Source organism: Anatilimnocola floriformis (assembly GCF_024256385.1).
In the GTDB taxonomy this organism is placed as follows: Bacteria; Planctomycetota; Planctomycetia; order Pirellulales; family Pirellulaceae; genus Anatilimnocola; species Anatilimnocola floriformis.
Genome location: NZ_JAMLFW010000001.1, coordinates 4334953 through 4351870, shown reverse-complemented (window position 1 = coordinate 4351870; position 16918 = coordinate 4334953). Strand labels below are relative to the sequence as shown.

The window sequence follows — 16918 nt, the reverse complement described above, 5'->3', positions numbered from 1 at the left end:
CAAGGCTTTGACGGGTCAACGTCAGAGCTTTGCCGGAATCCTAGGCCTGCTTAGAAAATGCGTCAAGCTGGCAAAGGTGGTTGCCGACGCGCAATCACAAGAATCCTAGCGCAACTGATACTATGTCTCAGCAATGACCGGTTTTGCAGCGTCAATTGGCGTCGTTGTCGATACTGTGGCGCGCGAGAACTGTTCCTTCCAGCGCAGGAACGGCCGCTCGATCCATTGGTACGAAAGTTCCGCCAAGCCGATCGTTACCGGCAACGCGTAGAAGCTCGTCCACACGCTTTGCGGTCGGCACCAGCCGAACTTGTAGATGAGAACGATGGCCAGCAGATGCCAGATGTAGAGGCCGTAAGAAATCTTTCCCAAACGCACGAGCCAAGGATGAATTAGCAGGCTCGACTCGTTGCCATTTCGCATCGCTCCCGCCACCACCAACAGCGCCGCAATGGCGAACAGTGGATAAGCCGCCACCGGCCAGGCTGCGAATGGTTTGTCCTCGGCGAGCAACAGTTGCGTGGCAACCGCTAGGACAACACCGCCACCGAACATTGCTTGCCGTGCGAGGCGTGGCCAGTTGGCAAACGCGCCGTTGCGAACCGCGACCGCGAGCAGACCGCCCCACGCAATGGCGTCGAACTGCACGCAGGTGTGAAAGTGAATTGCATAGAAGGGCGCACCGCTGGCCACGAGCGCCAGCCGCGAGACTTGTCCCAGCACGAGCAACAGCGCACACATCCAGCCGAGCCGCTTTGGCGAGACAAGCACCACCAGCAATGGCCAGAACAAATAGAACTGCTCTTCGATCGCCACGGTCCACAAGATCTGCGCCGCCGAGCGCGGAATCTGACCGTTCCACACAATCTGCCAGTTGCCGAGGAAGGCGAGATACCAAGGAGCATCGGCCGCCGGAATGCCCGGCATTCCGAGCCGCGGTTCCAGCAAAAGCGTGAGAATCAAAAAGAAGAAATACAACGGCCAGATGCGCAAAGCCCGCCGCGCATAAAAGGCCGGCACGTCGATCTTGCCGTTCCGCTCATTTTCTCGCAACAGCAGTTCGGTAATCAGATACGAACTGAGTACAAAGAACACCGCCACGGCGGCATAACCGCAATGCCCTGCCGCGAGTGCCCAGCGGCCCAATTCTGTTCCGATCGGCCCCGCTCCCGCAAACATCCGCGGATGAATCAGGTAAGCATGACTGACGAACACGGCTAGAAAACTGAGGAATCGCAGCCCGTCGAGCTCGGGGCGATAGAAGGATTGTCGTTCGACGACCGTGGCAGAACTGGCAGCAGTTTTTGCAGACATGACGGGGCCTCACAAAGTGCGTGATATGGCTGCCAGTATGCTTAGGGCTGGTTAATTCGATTCCGCCGATTTATGCGGTTACGCAGATTTCTCGGAATGTGCGGCGCGATTGTATCGATTGTGCCGGCTGTAACGATTCTGCGGGGTGCGTCGCAGGCAGGTGTACTGTGGCTGGCTGACTTCTCGTCTTCAATAGTTCTTTCGCCCGCCGTTAGGGTTGAGGCACTCGCGACGATGGCCAGAAGAGCGGCATCAACTAAAACCGCCGCCCGCAGTGGTCGAACAGTATCCGCATCACAAGCAGCCATGCGACTGAGGTAAGATGTAGGCTGTTGCTCGTCGTTCTCTTCAGCGTAAAAAACATGACCACCGCCGATCTGCAAGCTGTTCATCAATTGCACGAAGCCTATGGCCAGATCACGCGCGAGCTGAGCAAAGTCGTCGTCGGGCAACAGAGCGTGATCGAGCAACTGCTGATCGCTATGTTCTCACGCGGGCATTGTTTGCTCGTGGGTGTGCCCGGCCTGGCCAAGACGCTGATGATTCGGAGCGTCGCCGATGCGCTCGCACTGCAGTTCAGCCGCGTGCAGTTCACGCCCGATCTCATGCCGTCGGACATCACCGGCACGGAAGTGATTCAGGAAGATAAGAAGACCGGCGAGCGCATCTTTCGCTTCATGCCGGGGCCAATCTTTGCGAATATCGTCCTCGCCGACGAAATCAACCGCACGCCGCCGAAGACGCAGGCCGCGCTGCTCGAAGCGATGCAAGAAAACCAGGTTACCGTCGGCGGGCAGCGACACTTGTTGCCGGAGCCGTTTTTCGTGCTGGCCACGCAGAATCCAATTGAGCAAGAAGGAACCTATCCGTTGCCGGAAGCTCAGCTCGATCGGTTCATGTTCCACGTCTGGGTCGATTATCCCACACTGGAAGATGAACTCGAGATTGTGAAGCGGACGACCGCAGATCTCGATTTCAAAATCGTGCCAACCTTATCCGCCGACCACATCAAAGAACTGGTGAAGATCGTCCGCAAGGTTCCCGTTGCCGATCACGTGGCTCGCTATGCCCTGAAGATCGTGCGCCTTACGCGCCGCACCGAGGCCGATGCACCGGCGTTTGTCAAAGATTACGTGATTTGGGGCGCGGGCCCGCGAGCGAGTCAGTACCTGGTGCTCGGCGCCAAGGCTCGTGCAATTCTCCGCGGCCGGATGTTTGTCACGCATGAAGACATCGCAGCCGTCGCCGCGCCGGTGTTGCGGCATCGGCTGAAACTCAATTTCAATGCGGACGCGGAGGGAGTGACAGCCGACGAGGTCGTGCGTCGCCTGATCGCTCACGTCACGCCTCCTGCCGAACAGGACACTGCTGGTGGAAAGCTCGCCGACGTCATTCGACCCCAGGCAGCTGGCTAAACTGCGCGGCCTGCGGTTGCGAGCCCGGCACGTCGTCGAGGGCTACATCGCCGGCCAGCACCCTAGCCCGCGGCATGGTTTTTCGATCGAGTTCGCGGAACACCGCGAGTACTCGCAGGGAGACGATCTGCGCCATCTGGATTGGAAAGTCTTCGGCCGAACCGACAAGTTCTATCTCAAGCAATACGAAGACGAGACCAATCTTCTCTGCCATCTCGTCGTCGACACCAGCGAGAGCATGACCTATCAAAGCAGTGGTACTGCGCTTTCAAAAGCGGAGTACGCCCAACTCCTTGCCACTGCCATCGCTTGGCTGGTGCTGCAACAACAAGATTCCGTCGGTCTCACAACGTTCGACTCACAACTGCGCGCGATGATCCGCGCCAGTGGTGGTCCCTCGCACTTGCAGCAGATCATTCAAGTCCTGGAAAAATCACAGCCGGGACCAAAAACATCGGCAGGGCCGATTCTGCACGAACTGGCTGAGCGATTAAACAAGCGAGGCGTCGTGGTAGTGATCAGCGATTTGCTGGACGATCCTGCCAGTCTCCTCGCCGGTCTGCGTCACTGCCGTCATCGCCGGCACGATGTCATCGTCTTTCACGTCCTCGATCCAGCTGAGCTGACCTTCCCTTTCAAAGGCCCAACCAAATTCAACGGATTGGAATCGCTGCCGGAAGTTTTTGCCGAACCCGAACTTTTGCGGCAAGCATATTTGCACGAGTTCAATTCCTATCGCGAGCAATTAGAACTCGGTTGCCGGAAACAGCAGATTGATTACGTCTTGGCCGATACGTCGACGCCATTTGATCAGTTGCTGGCGAAGGTATTGGTTTCGCGCCGGATGAAAATGAGTTAGTCAAATACAAAGGCTCGCGCCGCGAGCAGTTCACTCCCTCTCCTCGGTACTCCGGGGAGAGGGCCGGGGTGAGGGGCTAACCTCGGGGCAGATTTTCGATAATGAGACGCATCCATGACGATCCACCGAAATCGGTCACCGCTGTTCATCGAGCGTTCTCGTGAGATGCGCCAACAACCGAACAACGCTGAAGCAATGGTTTGGGATGCACTTCGCGATCGCAAACTCAAGGGATTTAAATTTCGCCGACAGTACGCAATGGGGAACTTCATCGCCGACTTTTATTGTGCTGAGGCTAAACTGATCGTCGAGCTCGATGGCAAAACGCATATCGGCAAGGAAGAGTACGATGCAGCGCGAGTTGTCTGGTTTGAATCGCAAGGGTTATGCGTGCTGAGATTTGGAAATCATGACGTTGACGAATCGCTGGAAGGATTTTTAGAAGTGGTTTGGAGCAAGTGCGTCGAACGGACGGCAAAGGTTCCGCGCAGCTCTAGCCCCTCACCCCAACCCTCTCCCCGGAGTACCGAGGAGAGGGAGTAAAAACGAAGAATGCTCGCAGCTCACTTACTCGCGATTTGGCAATTCGGCTCCAGCATTATGCTGTGGTGGGCTGCTGCTGCCGCGTTGCCACTGTTGATCCACCTATGGACGCGTCGGCAGTTTCGCGAAACTCGCTGGGCCGCGATGAAGTTTCTCCTCGCTGCGATGCAGAAGCACTCGCGGCGGATCAAGTTCGAGCAATGGCTGCTTCTTGCTCTGCGCGTGGCGATTCCGATTGTCCTCGCGCTCGCGTTGTCGAATCCGCAGCAAATCGGCTCGGCGATCTGGCGCGGTTTGACCGGCCAGGGATTGAATGACCGAGGCCATTGCCTGCTCGTGATCGACGGCTCGTTTTCGATGGATTATCGTCATGCGGGTATCTCGCGTTTCGACGAAGCCCGGCGTCTGGCCAGTGAAGTGATCGACGGCAATCCGCAAGGGACCGGTTATTCGCTCCTGCTCATGGCGCAGCCGACGCAAACGATCATTGGCGATCCTGCTTTTGAAGCCAACGATGTGAAGCAAGAGTTGGCCGCGCTGCAGCTGACGCATGGCGTGGCGAATCTTACGAGCGCGCTACAGACGATCGAGCAAACGCTGGCCGAAGCAGAGAAAAAGCACGGCGTGCTGCCGCAGCGGCGAGTCATGATCTTCACCGACCTCGGTAAGAATACGTGGGCCGAGATCAGCACGACCGAGAGCCTGCAACGGCTGGCTGATTGGGAGAAAAAGGGGATCAGCGTCTCGCTGGTCGACGTCGGCCAGGCAGACGCGCCGAACCAGGCGATTACTGAACTCGTGGCAGAGTCGCCGTGGGTTACGCTCAACGATGCGACCACGTTTCGCGTTGATTTGAAAAGTGAAACGGGCGGTGTTCCAAATTCGATGAGTCCCCAGCGGTTGACCGTCGCGCTGTTTGTCGATGGTCAACGTGTGAATGAGCAGCGCGCTGACTTGCCTGCGAACGGGCGAGCGAGCGTATCGTTTAATCAGCGGATCGATGCTGCCGGTCAGCATGTGGTCGCAGCAGTGCTGCTCGACGATCAATTGCCAGTCGACAATCATCGTTGGCGGTGGGTGAACGTTCGCCGGGCGCTGTCGGTGCTTTGCATCGAAGGCCGCCATGGCGAAGCCGATCACTTGATGCTCGCGCTGCGGCCGCAGCAGGATCAAGCTCGCATTGATGTCCGCCGTGCGACCGAGAGTGAGCTGATTGAAGGGGACCTGCAGCGCTACGATCTGATTACTCTTTGCAACGTCGGCCGCCTCAGTCAAAACGAAGGGCTCGTCCTGCGGCAATACGTCGAGCGCGGTGGAAATCTGCTGGTGATCCTCGGTGATCAGATTCAAGCGATGAGCTACAACGATGCGCTCGCCGGCGACAAATCGCTGTTGCCGGCAAAGATCGGCGACGTGAAACGCGGCAACGAACTGCGCATTGATCCATTGCAGTACAAGCATCCGCTCATCGCGGCCTTTCGCGGCCACCAACGTTCGGGCTTGCTGACGACACCGGTGTGGACTTATCACCAACTCACTCCCGTCAAAGATGCGAACACCGCGCTGGCTCTTTCCAGCGGCGATCCTGTGCTCGTCGAGCATGAATACGGTCGCGGCCGTTGTTTGCTGCTCGCGCTGGCTGCTTCGCCGTTGTCGGTCGATCGAACCGTTGATCCGCCGCGACCTTGGTCATCGCTGTCGACCTGGCCCAGCTTCCCGCCGCTGATGCAGGAGACGGCTGCGTTCATTGCCGCCAATGATGAACGCGATCGAACCGCGGAGATCAGCCAGCCGGTGCAGGGTTTCATGGGCAACGTGCTGCCGAAGCCCGTGGTGGTCTTGAAAAAGCCGGATGGCAGCGAAGATCGCCTGGCCGTAACGGATGAACAGGGACAGACGCATTGGTCGGTCCCGGGGCAGAGTCGCAGCGGCATTTACACGATTCACTCTACAGAAACGGGCGAACCAAAGTTGGCCACGTTCGTAGTAAATCCCGACACGCGCGAAAGCAATCTGCAACGGCTCGACGTCGATGCCTTGCCCGAGTCGCTGCGAGCGAGCGCGGCGACGCAGGCGTCGGTTGCGGGGGGCCAATTTGGTCCACCCAAATCGTGGTTTCGTGAATTGCTCCTCGGCGTCTTCGGCTTGCTCATGGCAGAGTCATTCGTGGCGTGGCATCTCGGGCGAGGTGTCCGATGAACGACTCGCTCAAACAATTCGTACTCCGACTGCTTCAAGGCGATCGCCCCGCCGGTTCGCAGGCACTCGAAAACACGCTCGACTCCACCTGGCCGTGGCCGGCGTGGCTTTTTTGGACGATTCTGATCGGCGGCATCGCATTTGTCGTCACGATTTACATTCGCGAGCGCGAATCAGCAGGTAGGCTCGGCAAGACCGTGCTTGCGTCGATTCGCGTGCTGATGTTGATGGTCCTCGCCTGGATGCTGCTGGGTTGGACCTGGCAGCAGCATCGAACCGACCTGCCGGATTTGGTTGTCGTCATCGACGATTCTGGCAGCATGGCGCTCGCGGATGAACTGGAAGATGCGTCGCTGCGCGCGAATCTCGCGGCGCGGCTGAAAGCTTTGAAATTCGACGAACTCACGCGACTCAACATTGCGAAGACGCTGCTACTCGAGAGCAACGAGAAACTGCTGAAGGAACTCGAATCGCGCTATCGCCTCAAGGTTGTTCGCATGTCGGAGCCGGGCCGAACATTGGAGACGAAAGCGACATCACTCGTGCAAAACGTGAACGCCATCGAAGCGAAACTGCCGGCCAGTCGACTCGGCGATAGCTTGCGGGAAGTCATCGAAACGCAGCGTGGCCGACCGACGGCAGCCATCGTGATGTTGACCGATGGGATCACGACGGAAGGAAGCTCGCTGCAAGATGCCGCCGCGTATGCTCGTCGCAAATCGATCCCGCTCTACTTCATCGGCATCGGCAACGAACGGCCTCCGATCGATCTGCAATTGGCCGATCTGCTCGCTGATGAGGCGGTATTTCTCGGCGATGCGATCAATTTCGAATTTCGCTTGTCCTCGCGCGGCTACAGCGGCAATGCCAAGGTAAGTTTGTTCCGCGATGGTCAGTCCGAACCGCTCGCCGAGCAAACGCTGAAGGTCACCGGCGACGAGGCATCGCAAGTGGTGCGACTTCGCACGCGGCCAGCCGAGCAGGGTGACTTTGATTACGTCGTGCAGGTCGAGCCGCAACCGCGCGAGATGAATACGACAAATAACAAGCTCTCGCGGCGCGTGGCAGTGCGCGAAGAAAAGCTCCGCGTGCTGTATGCCCAGTCGTATCCGAACTACGAATTTCGTTATCTGAAGAACGTGCTGGAGCGGGAGCTGAATCGTCCTGGCCAGGAAGGTGAAGAGCGGGGCTTTCGGTCAGTGCTGCAGGAAGCCGACGTGGAGTTTGCCGAGACCGATAAGTCGGCGAAGGCGGTTTTTCCTGTCAGTCGCGAAGAACTTTTCAAGTACGACGTGCTGATTCTCGGCGATGTAAATCCGGCGCTGCTGACGAACTCCGTGCTCGAGAACATCTATGAATTCGTCAATGTTCGTGGCGGCGGTTTGATCATGATGGCCGGGCCGAAGTATCTGCCGCTGGCCTATCGCGATTCGCCTCTCGCCGCGCTCTTTCCGGCGAATGTCGATTCGTTCACGGTTCCCGACAGCGACACGATCATCAAGAACGGCTTCCGCCCGCGACTCACGCCGCTGGGTCAGAACAGTCCCGCGCTGCAGTTGACCGATTCGCCGGCCGACACGCTTAAGCTCTGGAATGAAACGCTGCCGCAGTTACGGTGGTTTGCCCGGATCAACGACCTGCGGCCCGGCGTGCGCGTGCTGGCCGAACATCCGGAGCTGCGAGGTCTCGACAATCAACCGCTGCCGATCATCACACTGCAGTTCCACGGCGCGGGAAAGGTTGTCTTTCATGCAACCGACGAAACGTACCGCTGGCGGTTCCGCGCGGGGGATATGTATTTTGCTCGCTATTGGATTCAAACGATTCGTTATCTCAGCCGATCGAAATTGCTCGGCGAAGCAGATGGCGTCGAGCTGACGGCGGACCGCGATGAGTATCAACAGGGCGAAGCCATTCGCCTGCGCGCCCGCTTCCTGGATGAGCGCGCCGCGCCGACCGAAGACGATGGCGTGCTGTGCATCGTTCAGCACGAAGCCGGACAGAGACGCAGCGTAAGACTCCGGCGGGATGCACTCAATCGTGGCTTGTTTGAAGCCGTGATCGACACTTTGCCGCCGGGCCGATATCGGGCGTGGATTGCCGCGCCGGTCTTTCCTGGTCGGCCCCCAAGTCGCGAGTTTCGCGTGCAATCGCCACCGGGCGAACTGGCCGAAGTGCAAATGAAGGCCGCCGATCTGCAAGCAGCAGCGAAGGCCAGCGAGGGGCAGTTCTATCGTGTGAATGACGCCGGCAAGTTGCTCGCCGCGCTGCCGCCGGGGCGGCATGTGCGTGTCGAGTCGCTGCCGCCAGAGCCGCTATGGAATCTGCCCTGGCTGCCGATCGTGTTCGTCAGCTTGCTTGCGAGCGAATGGCTTTTGAGAAAGAAGTTGGGCTTGGTGTAGATGCAGGCGGGAACAGCGCGGAGTAACGCTCGTTCCCGCCTCGGGCTAGGGCAGTGCCTCGCTCGAAACGCGCGGCGGGATTAGCAGCGTTACACCGAGCGGCAGAATATCTGGGCTCATCAGCCGATCGATGTTGGCCACGTGTATCTCACCGGCGCGGGAGGCATCGCCGAGATAACGGATCGCGAGGGCTGCCAGGTTGTCGCCTTCCACGATGCGATGCTTCCGCCACAGTGGCCCAGGTCTCACTTGGGCTTCCTTGGCTGCGGCGACTTCATCGGCTGACGGGAGGAGCGGTTCGTGGACCGGCAGATTCGCGGTCGCGGGTTGCGTTTTCGGAGCGGGAGGCTCACTGCCGACCGGAACCAGCAACGACTCATATGCCATTGGCAAAAGAGGCGGAGCGGGCAGCGACTCGAGTGGCGCGCCGTTGGCGGGAACGGTTTGGTACGTGGCTGGTCGTGTGAGACGCCCCGGGATTCCCGGCGAAGTGCCCATGGCATTCGTGACTGGCGGCAGTTCTGGAACTGGTGAAATCCCGGGCTGCGAATGGACCTGATGCGTCAGATCCTGCGGCGTCGACCAGGTCACGCCGGGGACTTCGTGGTTGACCGCGAGCGCTTGCGGCGCGGGCCGTTGCTGCTGCGGGTGGCGGAAAGGCCAGGCCAAGGCAGCGCCGCCAGCGATCACGCCGCCGGCCACTAGATAACGTCGATAACTCACGGCCCGCTCCCTATTGCCTGGAACGGCCTTGTTCCCCAGCGACTGTGCGATGTGTTCGCGGCGGAATCCCGACGCCGAGACGCAATTTTCTCGTCCGTTGAATAGGATCGGCGGCGGGGACGGGGAGAAAGCAGCGTTTTTCAGGATCGCGATTCAGCTGCTATCGCTGCGCGACTTTCGCTAACCGATTGCGTAAGGTTTAACGAGCGGATGGAGAAAGGCGAACGACTGAGCGGCTGCCGTGGGAGCGAGATGGCTGTGCCGGCTGAGCTCGACATGCACGCCACCGTGATAGTTCGCCTCACCGAGGGCGGCGATGATCGGCGGAAACTCCATCTCGCCTTCGCCGAACATCAGATGCTCGTGCACACCGGCCCGCATGTCTTCGATGTGCACGTTGACGATCCGCGAGCTCCAGCGGCTGATGTAATCGGCAATCGGCACTTCGCCCTGGCAATACAAATGGCCGAGGTCGAGCGTCAATTTCAATTGCGGCGAATCGATCCACTGCAGCAGCCGTTGAAAACGGCTCATCGAATCGATGAACATGCCGGGCTCCGGCTCAAAACCGATCGGTGTGCCGAGAGATTCGGCTTCGCGCAGCAACGGCTGCAAGCCGCTGGCCAAGCGTTCGAGCAACTGCTCGTCATCGGCCTGATCTTTGTCTGCCGGAGTTCCCGACCAAAGCGACACGCAATCGCTCTCGAGTTCAGCGGCCGCGCGCAGGGAACGCAGTAAGAAGTCAATTCGCTGAGTTTGACCGCCATCATCGACGGCCAGTAATGTCGGCTGGTGTTTACGACGGGGATCGAGCAGATAGCGGGCGCCGGTTTCGATGACTGATCGCAGTTGACGTTCTTTCAACTTCCGCCGCAATCGTTGTAAGTTCGACGGCCAATCAGCGGCGAACGGATTGAGTGGGCCGTAGTCGAGCGTGATGGCCACGCTGCGGTAGCCGAGCTCGGCGATCAGGTCGATGGCATCGAACGGGTCATGATGCGCCCAGCCGTTGGTGTTGTAGCCAAGCCGCATGCACTCACCCGCCGTTCCCGCAAAAAGCTATGTCGAATAAACCCATTTGCCGAGCAACAAGGCAGGTCCCAACAGCAGGACAATCGCGATGGCGCAGACCAGCGGCCCCGATGTGGCCGCGACGGCAGCATCGAACAGGATCATCGACAGGATCGCATGTTTCACCGCGCCTTGCACCAAGGGGGCCGAGCCATCGAAGGCCGCTGCGATCGCACGACGAAGGACCGCGGCCAGCAATAAACCGAGCATCAGCCAATAGATGTAGTTCGGTTGCAACGGCAACTTCGTCAGCAGCGCGGCTTGTCCCATCACAACCACGCCAGCCGCCATCACTAACACGCCGAACAGCAGCGGTCCCTTCTGACTGCGGGCTTCGGCTTCCGACTTGGCATAGATGGTGATACCCACGACGTAAATTCCCAGCCCGATCGCAATCGCCCACTGCGCGAAGGTGTAACCGAGCAAAACGGCTTTCTCGTCTCCAACGACGGCGCCGGCCAGACTCATGCCCAGTAGTACATTCAGCGTGCGACAGAGTCCCATGCCGAGCGGGCCGAGTGGCGTTTTTTTGAGGAATGCGTCGTAGAGCAGAATCGCCGCCGCGAGCGCAGTTGCGATCGCACCGCTCCGCCAAAAAAAGGGTGTCTCTGCGCGAAATAGAAACCCCGCCAGCCAGCCTAGACCGACTCCCAGCGCGAGCATGACGAACCCAAGCCCCGCGGCAAAGCCGTAGGAAAATTGTCCCGAAGGAAGCGGCCGTTTGGGACGTTCTTTGCGGTCGATCTCCAAATCGAACACATCATTCAGAACCATGCCCGCCGTGTAGAGCAGCGCCGACGCGGCAACCAGGCAGGCCAAGGCACCAGCCGGACTGAACGAGTGGCGAACGAAAACGAAGCCCATCAGCACATTCGAAACTGCCGTGAAAACATTCGGCAGACGCATCAAACGCAGCAGTGGCAGAATTGGCGAGCGCGGCGAAACGGGAGTAGCGGGCTTATTCACGAGAGTTGTGCGTCATTGTTGCGGAAGCGGCGTTCCTCAGTCTATCAAAATGAGCGAGGCCCAAGTGATGCTATGAGGAGCGGCATTCTTCCCACTCCTCAATCGTCCGCGGCCAATCGTCCTTGAGCAACCGCGACAACGAGCGATCGGCGAGCAGCTTGCCACCAGTCTGGCAGCGGGGGCAATAGTTGCATTCGTTCTCGGCATAAACAATCCGTTGAACGAGACAGCCGCAGACAGGGCATGGTTCGCCGAACTTGCCATGCACGGCCATCTCGGGCCGAAAGGCAGTGACCTTCTCGGGAAATTTCTTCGTTGCCTCGGCGCACAATCGATCGCGCCAGAGCGAGAGAATCTGTTGCATACCGACAAACAGCCGGGCCGATTGCTCGGGCGTCAAACGCAAAGTCCAGAGGAGCGGGATAATCGCGCGGCATGCAGGATTTCATCGCTGTACGCATTGCCGATGCCGCTGAACAGCCGCGGATCGGCCAAGCTGCGCTTGAGTGTATGGTTCTCGCGCTGCAGGGCTTCTTCAAACTGGGATAGCGTGCAGTTGAGCGGCTCGAGACCGCCGCGATCTTGAGCCTCTACATTGGCGAGGCCGCGATAGACATGCAGCGAGGCACGTTTCTTCTGGCTCGCTTCGGTGAGGAGCAGTGTTCCCTCTGCAAACCGGAACGCCGCCAGGTCGTTCTTTCCTTTAGCGGTCGCGGCCCCTTTTCGCCAATGAAAGCGGCCGGCGATCATCAGATGAACGACGAGATACAGTTCATCGGGGAACTGCCAGATGATTCGCTTTCCTTGACGAGAAATACCCTCCACAGGAAGACCGATAAGAGCATCGATCGGTGGATCAAAGGTGCGCAATACAAACGGGCTGCGAATGGTGATGTTTTCAAGACGCTGACCGTCGATCATGCGCCGCAGCGCGAGCAAATAGCACTCTAGATCGGGCAGCTCAGGCATTATTCGCTGGCGGACTTGGCCGGCTCGGTCGGCTGCGCTCGGCCTGAGGTTGGCTTGGGTGCGATGGTCGGCTCGGTTGCTTCCGGCGCCGGAACCGGCTTGAGAACCTTCGTCGGCGGATCGGCTGGGCGGGGCATGTCGTCGACATAGAAGCCCGCCGCGTGCGGGGAAGTTTCCGACAGCTGATAATGCTCCGGCAATTGAGCGTGCGGCGGCAAATCAGCAGCGGGAGGCGATTGCCAGATGACGCCGAGATCCGGCGAACGCTCTGCCGTGGCCCAACGGCTGCGGTTGGCGAGATTGAAGTCGATGTTCCCTTCGCCGGCGCCGGCGGGGCGCGCTCGCAGGAAGAGCATCTCTTCGCGCGGATAGCAATTGTCTGAACCGCCGAAGCTGAAGCGGATGTCTTCGATGTTCGGCATGCCGGCAAATTCAAACAGCGGCACATCGTTGGCCGCGGTGAAAATGCTGCGGTCGCTCGTCACTTCCAGATCGAGTTGATGGGCAGCGTCACTCTTTCGCTTCATTTGAAACAGCCCTTGCTGAGCCGCAATCGTCACGCGGTTGAGGGCGACTTCGATCCGCTGCAGCCGAGGCTTGGTGCTCGTACCACCGGTCTCGACCAGTCGTTTCGACGAAACGAACAAACCCTGATCCCATTCCAATTTGAAGGGGAGTTCTTCCGGCGCGGAGAGGAACGTGGCTTCGCCGCGGACGAAGCATTCGGATAGGTTGATCGACGTGGCCGCGATCATGGCCATGTCGTCTTCCATCTTCATCATCTCGGTAAGACGCCGAGTTTGCAGCTGCACCACGCTTACTTGGTCATGCACGGGCGCGCCGGACGAACTGCGATCGACAACGGTCACGACGCAGGTCGATAGATCGAGCGATTGCCCCTGATGAAGTGCAAACACCGACCAGCCAAACGACGGCTCTTCCGGGAGCTCCAATCGCAACTCCAAATCCTGCAGCGACAGCCGCGACGTGCTGCCGAGCATGCGGATCATTTGCCGTTGATCGGCAACGGTCGACAGATCGGGGCGGAAGATGATGCGCGGTTTGCGGCCGGCAGCAGCATGCACCAGCATTCGGCCGGCGGGAATTTCAAACGGATATTCCGCGCTATCGCCGTTGAAGTCGAGTTCGACTTCGTTGATTCCTTTTTCGCCAGCGCGGCGAATGGCTTGCGCGACCGAGCCCACGACGTCGCTATCGGCGGCGGCCACCACGCCCGGCCGAACGATCACTTTCGGAGCCGGCGGCTTGGGAGGTACGACGGCAACTTCCGTGGGAGGCGTGGTCACCGTCGGCGTGCGAACAGCGCTGATATCTGGCGGCGGACCAACGGGGGCCGGGTTCTGAATCAATGCGGCGACACCTTGCGGATCGACCGGCGGACGATTGCCGTTGCCGGGAGTGGAAGCGGGCTGTTCGTTGTCTCCCGAGACCTTGGGATTTCGCGAACTGCCGGTTTCCGGCGCGGGGGTCAGCGGCGATTCATCGATCTTCGGATTGGTCGGATTGCTCGGTGACGTGGCAACGGCAGGACGGAGTTGCCAGCGCTCTCCTTCGTTCGGCCGCGTGGCGAATTCGAGGACAATCAGCGCGGCGCACAAGGCAATCACCGGCGCGACAAGCGTCAGCGTCCAATTCATCCACGCGGGATGAGCGTGCGCAATATCAACGGTCGCATTGCCGATATCGTAGCCCTGGTCGCGAGCCAGACGTTCGATTTCTGAGATTAACTCCTCAGCTGATTGCTGCCGCTGCACAGGGCGTTTGGCGAGCATCTTGCCGAGCAGCGTGCCGATGCCGGGTGGCAACTCAGGCCGGAAGAGGCGAACGTCTGGTGGATCGACGCCGTTGTGCCGCAGCAGTTTTTGCAGCGCGCTGCCGTCCGGAAACGGCGGTTTGCCCACGAGCATGAAATAGAGCGTGCAGCCGAGCGAGTAAATATCGCTTCGCACATCGGCGGCCCGGGGATCTCGAGCTTGTTCGGGCGAGATGTAGTCAAAAGTTCCCAGAGTCACGCCGCTCGCGGTCAAATCGTCGAACGATGAATCGACCTGATGCAGCCGGGCCAAGCCCATATCGACGACCTTCACCTGGCCGACCGGCGTGATAAGGACGTTCGAAGGTTTGATGTCGCGATGAACGACGTCGCGCTGCGAAGCATGCGCCAGCGCCTCGGCAACCTCGAGCGTGTAACGCAGTGCTTCATCGAGCGGCAGCGGGCCTTTTTGCAGTACCAGTTCACGGAGGTTGATCCCTTCGATGAACTCAAAGACGATAAAGTTCAGGCCGGCATCTTCGCCCACGTAGTGGACACGTGCGATGTAGCGGTGATCGAGCCGGGCCGCGCTCTGGGCTTCGTTGCGAAAGCGGCGGACGTTTTCCTCGGACGATTGATCGCGCGAGAGAACCTTCACGGCGACAGTGCGGCCCAGTCGCGTATCGTTTGCGCGAAAAACAGCGCCCATGCCGCCACCGCCGACGAACTCGACCAGATCGTAATGCTCGAGTCTTCTGCCAACGAGCGTTTCGCCCAGTTGGTGCGCTGCAAACTTGCCGCCCAGAGGAATCGGCACTTCGGGCAGCGGCAGTTGCTTCGCTGCCGAGATCACGGTCTTCTCGTCGGGCAGCACATCGCCCGGCAACAAGCCCTCGCCGGGGAGCGAAGGAATGACCACGACGCGCGAATCGCTCGGCCGTTGTGGACTGCTTTTACCGCTGGCGGTCTGGCTGCTGGAAGAGTGACTGCCAGAAGATTGCTGCGGATCGCGCAATGAATAACCGCCGGCAGGAAGCTGGCTTCCCGGCAATTTCACCGTACCTGATTCGGACTGCGGATACGCAGGTTCAGGGGGTCGGCTGGCCATCCAATTTCCTCCGCTGAGGTCATCCTACAAAAGGCATCCAAGCCGTGGTGTCGCTCTCGGCCACCGAACGGTGCACCTGCGACGGCTACGAACGAGCACTGATCGAAGAGAAGCTGCGAAAAGACTGCATGCAATTATAGTTGCGACGGCGAGCCAGGGTCAATCTTTCCGCCTCTACCCCTTCGAACGGGTCCCAGATTCCGGCTAGGCACCACAACTTTCTCGCCGAGGCGCCTGGTTGCCGGTGACGATATTGAATGGCCAAATCTCCCCACGCCGTTACTGCTTACCAGAATTAAAGCTAGCGAGCGTCTGAATCCACCTGAAAGCAGGCCGTTTTGTGTGAGACTGCGAAAACTGCAAAGCCTGCGCGACACCGGGTCACTTTGACGTATGTACTAGTTGTTCTCGATTTACGGTCTTTACCGGTCGAAATGATTATCGGGCAACCAGTTTCACGGGGGAGATTTTCCATGCGATTCACGAAACTTTGGATCTTGGCGGTCGCGTGCACCGCGGTGTTGATGATGGGCCAACTGTCGATGGCTCAAATGGGCGGCGCTCCGCCAATGGGACCGCCTCCTGGCGGCGGCGGCTTCAGCTGTGGCGATGGCATGTGCGGCGGGGGCTGCGATAGCTGCGGCGACGACTGCGGCTGGAGCAATCGCTGGAACGTCTTTGGTGAGTTCCTCTATCTGCGGGCTCGCGACGCCGAAACCGCTTATGCCTCGATCATCGATGGCCCGATTGTGGCCGGTGCTCCTGGTTTGCAAGCCGGCCGCACGGGCGTGCTCGACTATGACTATCAACCGGGCTTCCGCATCGGCGGCGGTTTCACCTTGGATAACTGCAACCAGATCCAGGTGATGTACTCGCAACTCGATGCCACCTCGAACGACACGATCACCACGGCTGCTCCGGACGTGATTCGTGGTCTCGTGCTGCATCCCAACTCAGCCAATGCCGGCGCCAACTTTTTGGATGCCAACGCCAACGGCGAACTGCGCTTCAACATTCTCGATATCGCTTACCGCGGCTTGCTCGCCAGCTGCAGCGATTACGAAGTCGGCTACCTGGTCGGCGTCCGTTCGACTCGCCTGGAACAATACTTCCAAGCCAACTTCAATAACGTCGGTACCGAAACCGTCACCTCGAACGTCGATTTCGACGGCGTGGGCATGCGGTTCGGTATGGACTTCGAACGCTACGGCCGCAACCGTCAGTGGTTTGTCTACGGCAAGGGTTATGCCAGCTTGATCGGTGGCCGGTTCCAAGCCGACTACCTGCAAAGCAGCCAGGCTGACCCGGTTGTCGCCACCACGAGCTGGGAAGCTGGCCGCGTGGTCACCATGCTGGACCTCGAAACCGGTCTCGGCTGGCAGAGCTGCTCGGGCAACATCCGCTTGTCGGTTGGTTACCTCTACAGCGGCTGGTTCAACACGATCCGCAACAATGAATGGATTCACGCCGTGCAGAACAACGACTTCGTTGCCACCGGCATGAGCACCTATGACTCGAGCGTCACCTTCGATGGTTTGACCGCTCGCGTCGAACTCTTGTGGTAAGCACTACAAG

At 59.4% G+C, this 16918-nt stretch carries 13 protein-coding genes; 6 read left to right on the top strand and 7 right to left on the bottom strand.

The annotated features are described in order from the left end of the window. Positions 1-120 precede the first annotated feature (120 nt). Positions 121-1314, bottom strand: coding sequence for an acyltransferase family protein (locus M9Q49_RS16905; RefSeq protein WP_254509982.1), 1194 nt, complete (start codon positions 1312-1314; stop codon positions 121-123). Between the two features lie 362 nt (positions 1315-1676). Between M9Q49_RS16905 and M9Q49_RS16900 the strand changes: the two genes are divergently transcribed. The 5 genes from M9Q49_RS16900 to M9Q49_RS16880 all read left to right on the top strand — a co-directional run bounded on the left by M9Q49_RS16900 (position 1677) and on the right by M9Q49_RS16880 (position 8732). Beyond that, positions 1677-2729, top strand: coding sequence for an AAA family ATPase (locus tag M9Q49_RS16900; RefSeq protein WP_254509981.1), 1053 nt, complete (start codon positions 1677-1679; stop codon positions 2727-2729). Next, positions 2686-3588, top strand: a complete 903-nt coding sequence (locus tag M9Q49_RS16895; protein ID WP_254509980.1) for a DUF58 domain-containing protein — start codon at positions 2686-2688, stop codon at positions 3586-3588. Before M9Q49_RS16900 ends, M9Q49_RS16895 begins: the two co-directional genes overlap by 44 nt. A 114-nt stretch (positions 3589-3702) precedes the next feature. After that, complete coding sequence (locus tag M9Q49_RS16890) at positions 3703-4131, top strand: endonuclease domain-containing protein (protein WP_254509979.1); 429 nt, start codon at positions 3703-3705, stop codon at positions 4129-4131. A 9-nt stretch (positions 4132-4140) separates the two neighbouring features. Next, on the top strand, positions 4141-6330 hold the full coding sequence (locus tag M9Q49_RS16885) for a BatA domain-containing protein (protein ID WP_254509978.1): 2190 nt from the start codon (positions 4141-4143) through the stop codon (positions 6328-6330). Beyond that, a complete protein-coding gene (locus tag M9Q49_RS16880) occupies positions 6327-8732 on the top strand; it encodes a VWA domain-containing protein (protein ID WP_254509977.1) in 2406 nt (801 codons plus the stop codon). Before M9Q49_RS16885 ends, M9Q49_RS16880 begins: the two co-directional genes overlap by 4 nt. Positions 8733-8777: 45 nt before the next feature. Here M9Q49_RS16880 and M9Q49_RS16875 read toward each other — a convergent pair whose 3' ends face one another. From M9Q49_RS16875 to M9Q49_RS16850, 6 genes are all read right to left on the bottom strand, one after another. Further along, complete coding sequence (locus M9Q49_RS16875) at positions 8778-9455, bottom strand: LysM peptidoglycan-binding domain-containing protein (protein WP_254509976.1); 678 nt, start codon at positions 9453-9455, stop codon at positions 8778-8780. Positions 9456-9635: 180 nt separating this feature from the next. Continuing rightward, positions 9636-10487 carry a sugar phosphate isomerase/epimerase family protein gene (locus M9Q49_RS16870; RefSeq protein ID WP_254509975.1) on the bottom strand — a complete coding sequence of 284 codons (852 nt, stop codon included), beginning with the start codon at positions 10485-10487 and terminating at the stop codon, positions 9636-9638. Positions 10488-10514: 27 nt separating this feature from the next. Continuing rightward, the gene (locus M9Q49_RS16865) at positions 10515-11492 is read right to left on the bottom strand and encodes a UbiA family prenyltransferase (protein ID WP_254509974.1); all 978 of its coding nucleotides are present in this window, start codon (positions 11490-11492) and stop codon (positions 10515-10517) included. A 70-nt stretch (positions 11493-11562) separates the two neighbouring features. Continuing rightward, positions 11563-11892 (bottom strand): hypothetical protein, encoded by a 330-nt coding sequence (locus M9Q49_RS16860; protein WP_254509973.1) that lies wholly within the window; start codon positions 11890-11892, stop codon positions 11563-11565. Then, positions 11889-12461 (bottom strand): DNA-formamidopyrimidine glycosylase family protein, encoded by a 573-nt coding sequence (locus M9Q49_RS16855; protein WP_254509972.1) that lies wholly within the window; start codon positions 12459-12461, stop codon positions 11889-11891. The genes M9Q49_RS16860 and M9Q49_RS16855 overlap by 4 nt, the downstream gene beginning before the upstream one ends. After that, positions 12461-15343 carry a serine/threonine-protein kinase gene (locus M9Q49_RS16850; protein WP_254509971.1) on the bottom strand — a complete coding sequence of 961 codons (2883 nt, stop codon included), beginning with the start codon at positions 15341-15343 and terminating at the stop codon, positions 12461-12463. The genes M9Q49_RS16855 and M9Q49_RS16850 overlap by 1 nt, the downstream gene beginning before the upstream one ends. Before the next feature lie 473 nt (positions 15344-15816). Here M9Q49_RS16850 and M9Q49_RS16845 point away from each other — a divergent pair, with 473 nt between their 5' ends. Next, a complete protein-coding gene (locus M9Q49_RS16845; protein WP_254509970.1) occupies positions 15817-16908 on the top strand; it encodes an Lpg1974 family pore-forming outer membrane protein in 1092 nt (363 codons plus the stop codon). The last annotated feature ends 10 nt before the right edge of the window (positions 16909-16918 follow it).